Here is a 14,340-nt window from a genome sequence, read left to right on the forward strand (position 1 = left end):
TCCAGACCCGTCTGGAAACGGTACAGGCAGAAGGACATCAGGCCAGTTTGCGACTGGGCACCGCGCAGCAACAGCTGGCCAGCTTGCAGCAGCAATGGCAAGCGCAGCAGGAACGGCAGCAGCAGGCTTTGCAACAGTGGCAGGCGCTGGCAGCTCCGCTGGCCTTGCTTGCGGATGACTGGCAACAGCCAGCCCGTCTGCACGCCGGTGTGGCACAGGCGATGCAGCAGCTGCAACAGGCCGAACAAGCCATGCAGCAAGCTGAAGCCGCCGCCCAGCGTTGGCAGCTGGCGGTGCAACACAAGCAGCTGTGCCAGCAACAGCAGCAGGCGGCCCAGGCAGAACTGGCATTGCAGCAACAGGCGGCGCACAGCTTGCAGCAGCAATGCCTGCAAGCCGAAGCCGCGCTGGAGGGGCTGAACGGGCAGTGCGCTGCCTTGCAGCAGCAGTTGCAACAAGCCCTGGCCGAGGCGGGCCATGCCATGCCGGAGGATGTCGACGCCTGGTTGCAAGCACGCCAGCAGCAATGGCAGCACTGGCAACAGCAGCAGAGCGATATGCAGCAGCTGGAGCAGCAACTGGCCAGGCTGGAGGAACAGCACAGCCAGGCCCTGGCCCAGCAGCAGCACTGGCAACAGTGGTGGCAGCAACTGGCATTGCCGGCCATGACACCGCCAGCGCCGCAGGCCGACCCGGCAGCGGCGCTGGAACACTGCCTGCAACAGCGTACTGCACTGGCCGCCTCACTGGCGCAGCGCCAGGGGCAGTGCCGGCAGTTGCAGCAGGATATGGCCGAACAGCAGCTTCAGCTGCAACAGGATGCCAGCCAGTGGCAGCAGGCTTTGCAACATAGCCGCTTTGCCAGCGAGGCGGATTTTGTCGCGGCCTGCCTGAGCACAGAACAACGCACCGCGCTGCAAACCCTGCAACAGCAACTGGACAAGGCGGTGCAGCAGGCCGAGGCCTTGCTGCAAGCGGCGCAGTCGCAGCGGCAGGCATTGGCGGCAGCGCCGCTCAGCCCGCTGTCGGCGGCTGAGCTGGAAGCACAACTGGCGGCGCTGGATGCCGCGCGTCAACAACTGAGCGGACAAACCGGGGCCTGGCAGGCCTTGCTGGATGGAGACGCAGCCCGCCGGGCCGGTCTGCAGCACTTGCTGGCACAAATCGACCGGCAGCAGCAGGACAGCGAGTTGTGGCAGCGGCTGGACGGGCTGATCGGCTCGGCCAAGGGTGACAAGTTCCGCCGCTTTGCCCAGGGCCTGACGCTGGACCACCTGGTGTATCTGGCCAATCGCCAGCTATCTCGCCTGCATGGGCGCTATCAGCTGCGGCGCAAGGCCGAGGGTGAACTGGAACTGGAAATCGTTGACAGCTGGCAGGCCGATGTCAGCCGCGACACCCGCACCTTGTCAGGCGGCGAGAGTTTTCTGGTCAGCCTGGCACTGGCGCTGGCACTGTCCGACCTGGTCAGCCACAAAACCTCCATCGACTCGCTGTTTCTTGACGAAGGCTTTGGCACGCTGGATGCCGAAACGCTGGAAATTGCGCTGGATGCACTGGACAGCCTGAATGCCAGCGGCAAGATGATAGGCGTGATCAGCCACGTGGAAGGCATGAAGGAGAGGATTGCGGTGCAGATCCGCGTGGCGCGTGCCGGTGGCGTCGGCCTGTCGGCACTGTCGGTAGTGGGGGGCTGAGTTTCAATCCTTTGCGATACGGTCCAGCCAGTCGACAATGCCGGGTATGGCCGCTGTTGGTGCCTCCAGATGGCTGCCCGGCGGAATCAGCAACTGGCTGGCCGGGTTGGCCGGCAGGGCATTGAACATGCTCTGGCGCACACGCTGCAAGGCCGGGTAGTCGCCGTCCGGCGAGATATACAGCACCGGTACGCCGGCCTGTACTTGCTGTACGGCCTTGCTCTGGTTCATGGCACCGTCTGGGTCGAACCAGTCCAGATAAATGCGGGGGGTGGTCATGACCGGGTACAGCCCCTTGCTGCCCTCAAAGTCGGCCAGCCGGGTTTTTTCCTCACCGTGGCCTGCTGCCAGCAGTGCGCGGGCGCTGGCCACCGTGTCAGCCAGCCGGTCGTGCAGCAAGCCCGCACCCACATTGCCGCCCGGTGCAATGGCAATCACGCCATCCACAGGCAAACGCCCGGTCAGATACAGCGCAAACAGCCCGCCCTGACTGTGACCGGCCACCACCAGCTTGCGCGCACCCTGTTGGCGCAGCGTTTCCAGTGCAGCATTCACCTGCGCCACCGCGCTGGCGACATCGGCATCGTATTCACGTCGGCCCGACCACGGCATTTCCAGACTCGCCACCAGCACGCCTTGTTGCCGCAGCGCACTGGCCAGTCCGGTGACATGTTTTTCCGGGCTGCCGCCCTTGCCGTGCATCAGCACCACACCCACAAGCGAGCCTGAGCCGACTGCCAGCGCAGAGGCGCTCAGCAGTAGCAGGGGGAGGAGCAGCAGGCGTAGCAGTCGCAACATGGCAGGGGCTTTCGATGGTGACAATGGCTTTGTTATAGCAATGTCTGATAGCCGTTGACGATGACACCAAGCGCCAGATAGGCAAACAGCGCGGCAGAAGCGGCATTGCAGTACAGCAGCAAGCGGTGGCCGACCAGCTTCTGGCCGTGACTGGCCAGCCAGGCCAGGAAAGACGACCACACCACACCGCCCAGGAAAAAGCCGCTGAGGAAGATGCTGGCCGACAGCGAGCTGCCGTCGGTGGACTGGGCGATGATGCTGCCGCCAACGGCGGCAAACCACAGCAAGGAGGAGGGTGAGGCCAGCGCCATCAGCAGCCCGCGCCAGAATTCGGCCTGGCTGCTGCGCGGTGTGCCGTCTTCGGCCGGGCTTGCAGCATGGCTGCTAGGCTGGTGGAATTCCCGCCAGGCTGCACGGGTCATTTTCCAGGCCAGCCACAGCAATACTGCGCCGCCACCCAGCCACATCACCCAGCGCACCGGGGTGAAGCTGAACAGCAGCGACATGCCCAGCAAGGACAGCAGGGCATAGAACAAGTCACCAAAACAGGAGCCCAGCCCCATCAGCAAGGCCGGGCGCAGCCCCTTGCGCAGGCCGGTGTTGATCAGCGCGGCATTGACGATGCCAATGTCCAGGCACAGCGAGATGGAAAGCAAAAAACCCTTGGTGGCAATGGCCAGCATGACGACAAATCCGTACGAAATAAAAAAACAGCCCCGATGATACGGGGCCGTTTGCGTGGCGTCTTGTCAAAAATTGATCTGGCGGTAGCGGCCGGGCGACATGCCGCAAAAACGGCTGAACGCCTTGCTGAAATGCGCCTGATCGGCAAAGCCGGTGGCCAGCGCCACGTCGATGATGGGCCTTCCGGCACGCAGCAGGCGTCGCGCCAGTGCCATGCGCTGTTGCATCTGCCAGGCCAGCGGTGGCAAGCCGGTGGCCTGCTGGAAGCGGCGTACCAGATGAGCTGATGTCACTCCGGCTGCAGCCGCCAGCTGTTGCAGGTGCGTCCCCACCGACAGGTCATCCAGCAAGCGCTGGCGTACATGCTGTACCAGCTGGCTGCCGCTGCTGTCCGGCCGATGGGGCGCGGCGGCGCGACCATCCAGCAGGGTTTGCAGCAACTGCACGATGGCCTCCTCGCGCAAGCTGGCTTCCAGCCGGGCAATATGCTTGAGCTGCCTGGCAAACACAGGCTGTTGCAGATGGCTGGGCAAATCGGGCGGCGGGCAGTCGAACAACTGGCCGAAGGCTGCCGGGTCGACATACAGCGACAGGCAGTCCCAGCCTGCATCGCTCAGGCTGTGGCTGGATTGCACCGCTTGCGGCGGGTAGATGGTGAGCATGTCCGGGCTGACGACAAAGCTTTCGCCTTCCAGCCATACCTGTTCATGCCCTCCGAGATTGGCACTGATGACGTATTCGTCATGGGTGTGGCGGGGAAAGCCGCTGGCGCTGGCAGTGATGCGGGCCAGCTCCAGCAGCGGGGTACGCAGCAGGATCATGCTGCGACTATAGCGATGTCATGCCCAGCCCGCCAGTCGCTTGCATGCGGCGTGGCGGGCATCTGCAGCGGGCCTGCCTGCTGCGGGACGGTCAGTCCTGCAAGGCTTTGGCCAGTCTGGCTACTTCGGCCACATTGGCATTCAGCGCCTTGCTGATGGCCTGGCCATAGCCGCTGTCGGCCTTGTAGAAATAGGACAGCATGGTGTTACGGATGGTCTCGTTACGTACCTGGCCCAGGTCGGCGGCCAGGTTGGCAATCAGCCTGGCCTGGTCCTGACTGCTCAGGCTGCGATAGAACTCACCGGCCTGGCGGAAGTTCTGCGTTTTGCCAATACCCGCCTGCTGGGTGCTGCCACCAAGCGGCAACTGGCTGCTGCGTGCCGCCGGATCCTGCTTCAGCGGGCTGAAACGGCTGGGTTCGTAATTGACATTACCACTGCGCTGAACCTCGTTCATGGCGCCGTCCTGATTGTTGTTGTCCACCTTCACTTGCGGACGGTTGACCGGCAGTTGCAGGCCATTGGTCCCCACCCGGTGCAACTGGGTGTCGGCATAGGCAAAGATGCGGCCTTGCAGCAGGCGGTCTTCTGACGGCTCGATGCCGGGCACCAGGTTGGACGGGGCAAAGGCACTTTGCTCGGTTTCCTGGAACACGTTCTCCGGCAGGCGATTCAGCGTCATGGTGCCGATTTTCTGTTCCGGAATGCCCGGCCAGATCTTGGTGGCATCCAGCGGGTTGAAGTCCAGTTTTGCCATGTCCTCCGACTGCATGACCTGGATGAACAAGTCCCACTGCGGGTATTGCTTGCGCTTGATCGCCTCCAGCAGGCTGCGGCTGGCATGGTTGAAGTCATGTGCCTGGATGGCAGCAGCTTCCTGCATGGTGAGGTTGTGCTGGCCCTGACGGCTGGCCCAGTGGAATTTGACGTAGACGTATTTGCCTGCATTGTTCACCAGCTTCCAGGCGTGCACGCTATTGCCATCCATGAACTGGTAGCCCTTGGGGATGCCGTAGTCCGAGTACAGCCGGGTCAGCATGTGGGTGGCTTCCGGCTGATGCGAGAAGAAGTCGAAAAAGCGGTTCGGGTCTTGCAGATTCGTATCTGGAGCCGGTTTCAGCGAGTGCACCATGTCGGGAAACTTCATCGCATCACGGATGAAGAACACCGGCAGGTTATTCCCCACCAGATCCCAGTTTCCTTCGCTGGTATAAAACTTGGTGGCAAAGCCGCGCGGGTCGCGCAGGGTTTCCGGTGAGTGCAGGCCGTGAATCACGGTGGAGAAGCGGACAAATACCGGGGTCTTGCTGCCCTTGGCAAACACCTTGGCACGTGACAGGGCACTGATGTCGGCGCTGGCTTCAAACACCCCATAGGCGGCCGCGCCACGTGCATGCACCACGCGCTCCGGAATGCGTTCGCGGTCGAAACGTTGCAGCTTCTGCACCAGTTGCACGTCTTGCAGCAGCATCGGGCCGTTGGGGCCGGCGGTTTGCGAGTTCTGGTTGTCGCCTACCGGCGCGCCATTGTCACGGGTCAGTGTGCTGGCTGTGGCAGGCAGGCCCAGCAGCAGGCCCAGGCTGACACCAAGCAGCAGGCAATGTGTTGTTGGCTTCATCACGAAAGTCCTGAGAGTTGTAGGGACACTCAGTCTAGGGATGGGGGCCGCTGATCAGAATTTTGAAAATGCTATGGGGTGGATGGCGACAGGCTATCGTCTGTGCATGGTCTTTGTTTTTGTGTTTAGTTGTTTTAATACAATGACTTGCTGATATTTTGCATGGTAGGTTTTGAGTGGATTTCACTTTATCCATGCTGGCAAGAGCCGAGGGCCGTACTAAGGAACTGGGCTGGCCGGATGGGCTCGCGGCCAGCCGTGCTCAGGTGGTTTCCTCGGCGTAGCGCCGCTGGATGGCATCGACCTCCGGCACGATGCGCAAGAAGGTTTCTACCAGCTGCGGGTCGAAGTGATAGCCGCTTTCCTGTTGCAGGTAGTCCAGCGCAGCCTGTTGAGTCCAGGCCGGTTTGTAGGGGCGGGAGGACACCAGTGCATCGTAAACGTCGCAAATGGCGGCAATGCGGCCTTCCAGCGGAATTTCCTCGCCGCACAGGCCGGCGGGGTAGCCGCTGCCATCCCATTTTTCGTGATGGGTGAGGGCAATGCGCCGTGCCATGCGGATCACCAGTGCCGGATGCTCCGGAATGATGGTGCCGCCAATGCGCGGGTGTTCGCGCATGATCTGGAATTCTTCCTCGTCCAGTCGGCCGGGCTTGAGCAGAATGCGGTCCGGCACGCCGATCTTGCCCACATCATGCAGCGGGCTGGCCATGCGCAGTGCATGCGCCCAGGTGGCGTCCTTGCCCAGTGCCAGTGCCATCTGCTCGCACATCTTGCTCATGCGGGTGATGTGCTTGCCGGTTTCGTTGTCACGGTATTCGCCGGCGCGGGCTAGGCTGAGGGTGACTTCCTGTGCCATGTCTTCCAGCGCATTGAGCAGGGTGTCGTAATAGGCATAGGTAGCCAGACCCATGTCGAGGAAAATTGCGCGATTGATGGCAGTCAGGTAGCGGCTGCGGGTGGCGGCATCCTGCACCAGCTTGTCCAGTAGCTGCACCAGCTGGTTGAGTACCACCACGTAGGCACCGGAATAAAAGCGCAGGTCCACGCCCAGTCGTTGGTGGGTGTGGCCGATGGCCAGCGTGGCTTCCAGGTAGTCCTGATTGAAATTGCCGGCAAACACATGCTCCAGCCAGTGATGCTGCTGGTGCGCGCGGGCGCGTTGCAGGGCAGCTTCGTCGCTGAAGGTTGCACTGGCTGCGGCATTGGCCCGGATGTAGGCGTAAACCGCATCCATCAGCACGTCCATATGCGGGCGGATCAAGCCGGAAAACTCACGCAGCGTGTTGACGCTGTCTGCATCTATATCGAGAAAATCACGCCATTGTTCGAAACGGAGCCGCACGCTGGTTCTTTCTTGCTGTTCTGTTTAACCGGACGGGATATTGTCCGGCAAATAACCATTCTAACAAGAAGGATAAATGTCATGCCAATGAAATCTCTCAGCCGGTTTGGCCCTGACGTCGGCGCAAGCGGCTGGTATCGATGACATCCGCTGCGCGGGCGCGCAACTGGCCACAGCCGCCGTCGATGTCCTGTCCGGCAGAATCGCGAATCTTGGTCAGCACGCCATGGGCGTGCAGATAGTGCTTCATGTGGCGGATATGCGCGTCATCCGGACGCTGGAAGCTGTCGCTTTCCATGCTGTTGTACGGAATCAGGTTCAGCACGCCATACTTGCCCTTGAGCAGGGCGATGGCGGCGTCCATCTCCTGCTGGCTGTCGTTGATGCCCTTGAGCAGCGTCCATTGATACTGGATGGGGTAGCCCACCTCGCGGGCATAGCGTTCGCCCAGGTCTACCAGTTCCGCCGGGCTGATACGCGGTGCGCGTGGCAACAGGCTGGCACGCAAGTCTTCCCGCGTGGTGTGCAGCGACAGCGCCAGCGCCGGTTTTACCTGCATGGCGGGCAAGCGCTCGAATACCCGAGGGTCGCCCACCGTGGAAAACACCAGGTTCTTGTGCGCGATATTGCCTTCACGCCCCAGAAAGTCGATGGCTTCCAGCACATTGTCCAGATTGTGGGCCGGTTCGCCCATGCCCATGAACACCACTTTTTTCACCGGGCGGATGCGCCGTGCCAGCACCACCTGGGCGACAATTTCCGCGCTGCCCAGCTGGCGCAGCAAGCCGGACTTGCCCGTCATGCAGAAGGTGCAGCCGACAGCACAGCCAACCTGGCTGGAAACACACAGCCCGTCACGTGGCAGCAGCACGCTTTCCACCATCTGGCCATCGGCCAGTTCCACCAGCAGGCGCTGCGAAGCATCCGCCGCCTCATGCCGGGTGTGGATGCGTGCCAGCGCTTCCAGCTGCGCACTGATGGCGGGCAGGCCCTGCCGTACCGCCAGCGGAAAATAATGCTCGCTTTGCTGGTGGCGGGTGCCGTGATCCAGCGCCAGGCCTTGCAGCCAGGCGCGGTTGATACGGCCGATGTGACAGGGGCGAGCACCAAGGTCGCTCAGGGTTTGCTGGAGTTGCTGAATGCGCATGAAACGGCAGGGCAGTATGTAATTGAACAAAGCCGGCTAGGGTAGCGCAACGGCGCTCCGGGGGACAGGGTTTTGTCTGCCGCTGGCACGCGCGGGCTCAAATCAGCTTGTGCTCGATGGCGTAGCGCACCATGTCGGCCACCGAATGGGCTTGCAGCTTTTGCATCAGCCGCACCTTGTGGGTGCTGACAGTCTTGGCGCTGATGTTCAATTGCTGGGCAATTTCGTTGACGTTGGTGCCGTGTACCAGACGTTCGAATACCTGGTATTCCCGTTCGGATAGCTGGGTGTGCGCCGGGCGTGAGTCGGTCAGGCCTACTTCGAACACCATGCGGTCGGCCAGTTGCGGGTCGATGTAGCGGCCGCCGCTGGCCACCTTGCGAATGGCGGTCAGCAGCAGGGCCGGGTCGCTGTCCTTGGTGCTGTAGCCGGCGGCACCGGCCTTCAGGGCGCGGGCGGCAATCTGCACTTCGTCGTGCATGGACAGCATCAGGATGGCGGGTGGATTGTCCAGTGCGCGGATGCGCGGAATGGTTTCCAGCCCGTTGGTGCCGGGCATGGAAATGTCCAGCAGCAACACATCGGCACTGGTCTGGCGCAGTTGTTCCAGCAACTGGGTGCCATTGGTGGCTTCGCCCACCACGCTGATGTCTTCGGCCAGCGAAATCAGTTGCTTGATGCCTTCGCGGACGATTTTGTGGTCTTCGGCAATGATGACGCGAATCATGCGATTTCCCTTCCTTCTTCAACCGGCAGGCGGATGGTCAGGGTGCAGCCCTCATCCGGTTGACTGTCGATATCCAGTTTGCCGCCCAGCAACAGCACCCGCTCGCGGATGCCTACCAGGCCAAAGGAGCGCAGCTGGCGATGGGCTTGCGGGTCGAAACCCTTGCCGTCGTCGGCAATGCTCAAGGTGATGATGTCCTGCTGGCAGGTCAGCCCCACGCTGACCGTGCTGGCCTCGGCGTGACGCAATACATTGGTGAGTGCTTCTTGCAGGATGCGGAACACGCCAATGGCGCGCGCATCGCTCAGGGCGATGGGGCTGTCCGGCACCGATACCAGGCAGGGAATGCCGCTGCGTTTTTCAAAACGCCGCGCCTGCCATTCGATGGCCGAGCCGATGCCGGCATCCAGCACCGGCGGGCGCAGTGCAGTTGCCACGTCACGCACGATCTGGAAAGTCTGCTCGATCAGCTTTTTCATCGCCTGCAGGCGTTCGGCCAGCTTGCTGTCGCTCTGGCCGAAGCTTAGTTCGCACATCGAGGTTTCCAGCCGCAAGACGGTGAGAATCTGGCCCAGTTCGTCGTGTACTTCGCGGGCGATGCGGGCTTTTTCTTCTTCACGTACCGACTCCAGATGGGCCGACAGGCTGCGCAGCAAGCCACGCGATTCCGCCAGTTGCAGTTCGTTGTGCTTGTTGGCCGAGATATCCCAGACAATGCCGTCCCATACCACGTGGCCATCGTCAAAGCAGCGCACGGTGGCCTTGATGTCTACCCAGCGCAATTGCCCGTTCTGATGCTGCATGCGGCCCTGCCAGGCCAGGTTGCGGTTGTGTGCGGCGGCATCCTGCCAGGCTTGCTGGTAGCTGCTGCGGTCTTCGCTGGCCACCACGTCCTGCCAGCCTTGCGGCATGCATACCAGGTCCAGCGGGCTGTAACCCAGCATGGCCTGGCTGGCGTCGCTGACAAAAGCCAGCCGCACCGGGTGCTCGGCAGCGGGGCGCTCCAGCCGAAACACCATGCCCGGTACATTGCTGGCCATGCCCTTGAAGCGGGCTTCGCTTTCTTCCAGCGCTGCGCGGGCTTTCTGTCGCTCGGTAATGTCATTCAGATACACCACCAGGTATTCGGTGCGGCCAAACTTGAGAAAGCTCAGGGTGACGCCCACCGGCAGTACCTGGCCGTCGGCTTTCAGGCTTGTGGTTTCAAAACTGCTCAAGGCTTTGCTACCGCGCAGCTGGTTCCACAAATCCAGCCAGCTGCTGTTGTCCAGCGAAGGCTGTAATTCCGGCAGGGACAGGCTGAGCAGCTGCTCGGTCGGATAGCCCAGCATGCTCTCCACTGCGCGGTTGGCGTACTGGATGCGCCCGTCCCAGTTCACCCACAGAATGCCCACCGTGCTGTTGTCGATGGAAAACTGGGTGAGGCGCAGCGATTCCTCGGCCAGATCCCGCGCTTCCAGTTCCATTCTTGCCGCCAGCAGGCGCTTTTCCGCCCAGCGCCGTTGCCGCCGCTGGTGGCCGAACAGTCCGGCCAGCAGCAGGGCGGCCAGCAACAAGGCCAGGCTGGTGCGGTGCCAGAAGCTCAGCGAGTCGATCAGGCGCGGGTAGCTGGGCAGCATCCAGCGCGCATACAACTGCTCCATGCGGATGCCGGGGATGTCCTGCAGCTGACGGTCCAGCACCGGCGGCAGCTCGGGCCAGTCGCGCCGCACCGCAATGCGCAGCAAGTGGGTGTAGCCCAGGTCGCCCACCACGGCCAGGCGCGAGAATTCAGGTTCCTTCAGCAAGGTGGCCAGCTGGGCCTCGTCCACGATGGCGTATTCGGCATATTGCTGCTGTACGGTTTGCAGCGCGGCACGGTCACTGGCTACCTCTACCCGCGGCAGTTCCGGGTAATTGCGTCGCACAAAGCGCAGTGCATCGCTATTGGCGTCTAGCGCCAGCCGCTCGCTGAGCGACAGCCGGTCCAGGTCTACTGCATTGCCGCTGCCGTCCGGGAAGCCGACAATCTTGTGCGGTACCCGCAGGTAGGGCTGGGAGAACAGCCAGTGATGCAGGCTGGCTGGCGTTTGCAACATGCCGGGGGAGATATCGACTTCGCCATTTTCCACTGCACGGTCCAGCGCTTGCTGGTTGCTGAAGGTACGCCAGTTCAGACTGACATCCATCTTGCCGGCCAGCAGCACCATCACTTCGACATCGGCCCCTTCCAGCAAATGGCTGCGCGGGTTGAGCTGGGCATAAGGCGCTTGCAGCACCACGCCCACCCGCCAGTTGCGGTGAGCAGCCAGCCAGTTGTGGGCGGCAGGCTGGGCGGCCATGACCAGTGAACAGAACAGGCTGAACCAGAGGGCGGTCAGGGGCAAAAGCAAATGTCGAAGGCGAGGAGCCGGTTGCATGTGAAGCCTGTATGCAATGGGGTGAGGGGAGGCCATGCCTGTTGCGCAACAGGTAGCGGCTGGCATGAGTGCGGCATACTTTACCCTGTAGTACGGGTTTTGCCAAAAATGCTGGAGGAAACCGGCTATTTATTGGCCGGAACCGTCTTTACGGTAATTAACACCAATTTACAGTGCATTAACCGCGAGGCCGGGGGCAAAGCCGGATACTTCGGTATCAAAACAGAAAGCATTCTTGTCCCTTCATGCCCCGTTTCATTGCATTGCACCGACGCAGCCTGCTGATTGTCACCGGTTTGCTGCTGGCTGTTGCCGCTTATCTGCTGTATCCCCGCCCGCCTGTGAATCACTACCTGACCGCCACGGTCAGCAATATGGATCTGGAAGATACCGTACTGGCCACCGGCACCATCAAGGCGCTGCGTGAAGTCAGTGTCGGTGCCCAGGTGTCCGGCCAGGTGAAATCACTCAAGGTGGTCTTGGGCCAGAGTGTGAAAAAAGGTGATTTGCTGGCAGAAATCGACCCGCGTACCCAGGAAAACTCGCTGGAAGATGCCCAGGCCTCGGTCAGCAGCTATCAGTCCCAGCTCAAGTCCAAACTGGCTGCCTTGCTGAAAGCGCGTCAGGACTTTGCCCGCCAGCAGCAGATGCTGGGGCAACAGGCTACCTCACAGGAAAGCTACGACAGCGCCAAAGCCACGCTGGATGGTGCAAACGCGGATGCCGAGCAGTTGCAGGCGCAATTGCAGCAGGCGCGTATCAGCCTGAAAACCGCCCAGCTGAATCTGGGTTACACCCGCATTCTTGCGCCGATTGATGGTGTGGTGGTGGCCTTGCCGGTGGAGGAGGGGCAGACGGTGAATGCCAGTCAGTCCACCCCGACAATGGTCAAGCTGGCGCAGCTGGATACGGTGACGGTAAAGGCGGAAATCTCGGAAGGGGATGTGGTGCGGGTGAAACCCGGCCTGCCTGTGTACTTCACCATTCTGGGCGAGCCGGACCGGCGCTATCAGGCGCACTTGCGTGCCATCGACCCGGCACCGCAGTCGTATAGCGATTCCAGTGACAGCACCAGTACCAGCAGCACCTCCACCAGCAGCAGCTCCAGCAGTTCCTCCTCGACCGCCATTTATTATTACGGCCTGTTTGATGTGCCCAATCCGGGCCACAAGCTGCGCATCAACATGACGGCGCAGGTCAGTGTGGTACTCAGCCAGGCGCATGCCGTGCTGGCGATTCCGGCCAATGCGCTGGGCGTGCGTGGCAAGGATGGCCGCTATGCGGTGCGGGTATTGCAGCCGGATGGCAGTGTGCAGCCGAGAGTGGTGAAGATTGGCCTGAACAATAATGTGCATGCCCAGGTGTTGTCCGGACTGCGTGCCGGCGAGCAGGTGATTGTGGGTGAAGCCAGTGCCACCGCCAGCAGTAGCAGCAGCGGCCATAACGGCCCGCCGCCGATGGGGATGTAAACCATGTCCCTTCCTTTGCTGGAATTGTCCGGCGTGTGTCGTGACTTTGCTTCGGGCGAGGACACGGTCACGGTGCTGGATGACATCAATTTGCAGATTCAGGCCGGTGAAATGGTGGCCATCATCGGTGCGTCCGGCTCCGGCAAATCCACCCTGATGAACATTCTGGGTTGCCTGGATGCGCCAAGTCGCGGCAGCTACCGCGTGGCCGGGCAGGCGGTGGCCGACATGGACCCGGACCAGCTGGCCCAGCTGCGGCGCGAGCATTTCGGTTTCATCTTCCAGCGCTACCATCTGCTGGGTGAGCTGGACGCCCTGCAGAATGTTGAATTGCCCGCCGTCTATGCAGGCAGCCCGGCTGCCGAGCGCAGTGCGCGTGCCGCCAGCCTGCTGGCACGCCTTGGCCTGGCCGACCGTGCCGGTCACAAGCCGGGCCAGTTGTCCGGCGGTCAGCAGCAGCGGGTGAGCATTGCCCGGGCGCTGATGAATGGCGGCAAGGTGATTCTGGCCGACGAGCCTACCGGCGCACTGGACAGTGCCAGCGGCCAGCAGGTGATGGCCATCCTGCGCGAGCTGCATGCCGAAGGCCATACCATCATTCTGGTGACGCACGACAGCAAGGTGGCCGAGCATGCCGACCGCATCATCGAGATCGGTGATGGCAAGCTGGTGGCAGATACCCGTCGTGGCGCCATCTCTCCCGTTAGCGCATTGCCTGAGCCAGCGGACAGTCAGCAGGCTACCGGCTGGCGGCTGCTGCGCGAGCAATTTGCCGAGGCCTTCGGCATGGCCTGGCGCGCGCTGATGGCACACCGGCTGCGCTCGGCGCTGACCATGCTGGGCATCATCATCGGCATTGCCTCGGTCGTGTCGGTGGTGGCGCTGGGTACCGGTTCCAGCCAGCGCATTCTCAGCGACATCAGCTCGCTGGGTACCAATACCATCAATATTTATCCCGGCAAGCATTTTGGCGACCGCAAGGCCGACGCCATCCATACGCTGACCCCGCGTGATGCCACGGTGCTGGCCGAGCAGCCCTTTGTCGACAGTGTCACCCCGGAAGTGAGCGACAGCGTGACGCTGCGCTATCGCAATGTGGCGGTCACCGCCCAGGTGAAGGGCGTGGGCGAGCAGTATTTCCGCGTGCGCGGCGTGTCCATGGCGCAAGGCCGACCATTCGACGCGGTGGCGGTCAGCCAGCAGGCGCAGCAGGTGGTGATAGACGAGAACAGCCGCAAGGCCCTGTTTGCCGATGGCGACGACCCTATCGGCAAAGTCATCCTGCTGGGCAAGCTGCCCTGCCGGGTGGTGGCAGTGACGCAAACCCAGAAAAGCGCCTTCGGCACCGACGAAAACCTCAATCTGTGGCTGCCCTACAGCACGGTGATGTACCGCATGCTGGGTCAGGATTACCTGAAAGCCCTCACGGTGCGGGTGAGTGACAATGTGTCCACCGCTGCCGCCGAGCAAAGCCTGGTGGTGCTGATGACACGTCGGCACGGCACGCAGGACTTTTTCGTGATGAATACCGACAGCATCCGCCAGACCATTGCCAGCACCACCGCCACCATGACGCTGCTGGTATCGATGATTGCGGTGATTTCGCTGGTGGTTGGTGGCATTGGCGTGATGAAC

General features: G+C 62.0%; 11 protein-coding genes. 3 read left to right on the plus strand and 8 right to left on the minus strand.

Annotated elements, in window-relative coordinates; all coding sequences use genetic code 11:
* On the plus strand, nucleotides 1–1,697 hold a 1,697-nt coding region (locus JHD62_RS19540; RefSeq protein WP_304506262.1), incomplete at its 5' end, for an SbcC/MukB-like Walker B domain-containing protein.
* 3 nt (nucleotides 1,698–1,700) lie between these two features.
* Here the strand turns inward: JHD62_RS19540 and JHD62_RS19545 are convergent.
* From JHD62_RS19545 to JHD62_RS19580, 8 genes are all read right to left on the minus strand, one after another.
* Nucleotides 1,701–2,495 carry an alpha/beta fold hydrolase gene (locus JHD62_RS19545; protein WP_199104285.1) on the minus strand — a complete coding sequence of 265 codons (795 nt, stop codon included), beginning with the start codon at nucleotides 2,493–2,495 and terminating at the stop codon, nucleotides 1,701–1,703.
* 32 nt (nucleotides 2,496–2,527) lie between these two features.
* The gene (locus JHD62_RS19550) at nucleotides 2,528–3,178 is read right to left on the minus strand and encodes a LysE family translocator (protein WP_199104286.1); all 651 of its coding nucleotides are present in this window, start codon (nucleotides 3,176–3,178) and stop codon (nucleotides 2,528–2,530) included.
* A 66-nt stretch (nucleotides 3,179–3,244) separates the two neighbouring features.
* On the minus strand, nucleotides 3,245–4,000 hold the full coding sequence (locus JHD62_RS19555; RefSeq protein WP_199104287.1) for an AraC family transcriptional regulator: 756 nt from the start codon (nucleotides 3,998–4,000) through the stop codon (nucleotides 3,245–3,247).
* A 91-nt stretch (nucleotides 4,001–4,091) separates the two neighbouring features.
* Nucleotides 4,092–5,618 carry a catalase gene (locus tag JHD62_RS19560; RefSeq protein ID WP_199104288.1) on the minus strand — a complete coding sequence of 509 codons (1,527 nt, stop codon included), beginning with the start codon at nucleotides 5,616–5,618 and terminating at the stop codon, nucleotides 4,092–4,094.
* Nucleotides 5,619–5,880: 262 nt separating this feature from the next.
* Entirely contained in the window at nucleotides 5,881–6,963 is a 1,083-nt protein-coding gene (locus JHD62_RS23110) for an HD domain-containing phosphohydrolase (RefSeq protein WP_199104289.1), read from the minus strand.
* 97 nt (nucleotides 6,964–7,060) lie between these two features.
* Nucleotides 7,061–8,110: an RNA methyltransferase gene (locus JHD62_RS19570; protein WP_199104290.1), complete on the minus strand. Its 1,050-nt coding sequence runs from the start codon at nucleotides 8,108–8,110 to the stop codon at nucleotides 7,061–7,063.
* 97 nt (nucleotides 8,111–8,207) lie between these two features.
* Nucleotides 8,208–8,837 carry a response regulator transcription factor gene (locus tag JHD62_RS19575; RefSeq protein ID WP_199104291.1) on the minus strand — a complete coding sequence of 210 codons (630 nt, stop codon included), beginning with the start codon at nucleotides 8,835–8,837 and terminating at the stop codon, nucleotides 8,208–8,210.
* Entirely contained in the window at nucleotides 8,834–11,203 is a 2,370-nt protein-coding gene (locus tag JHD62_RS19580; protein WP_199104292.1) for a PAS domain S-box protein, read from the minus strand. Before JHD62_RS19580 ends, JHD62_RS19575 begins: the two co-directional genes overlap by 4 nt.
* A 278-nt stretch (nucleotides 11,204–11,481) precedes the next feature.
* Here JHD62_RS19580 and JHD62_RS19585 point away from each other — a divergent pair, with 278 nt between their 5' ends.
* Complete coding sequence (locus JHD62_RS19585) at nucleotides 11,482–12,705, plus strand: efflux RND transporter periplasmic adaptor subunit (RefSeq protein ID WP_199104293.1); 1,224 nt, start codon at nucleotides 11,482–11,484, stop codon at nucleotides 12,703–12,705.
* 3 nt (nucleotides 12,706–12,708) lie between these two features.
* Nucleotides 12,709–14,340 (plus strand): ABC transporter permease (locus tag JHD62_RS19590; RefSeq protein WP_199104294.1); only part of this gene is annotated, 1,632 nt, incomplete at its 3' end.

The organism is Aquitalea sp. ASV11 (assembly GCF_016429185.1).
GTDB classification, from domain to species: domain Bacteria; phylum Pseudomonadota; class Gammaproteobacteria; order Burkholderiales; family Chromobacteriaceae; genus Aquitalea; species Aquitalea pelogenes.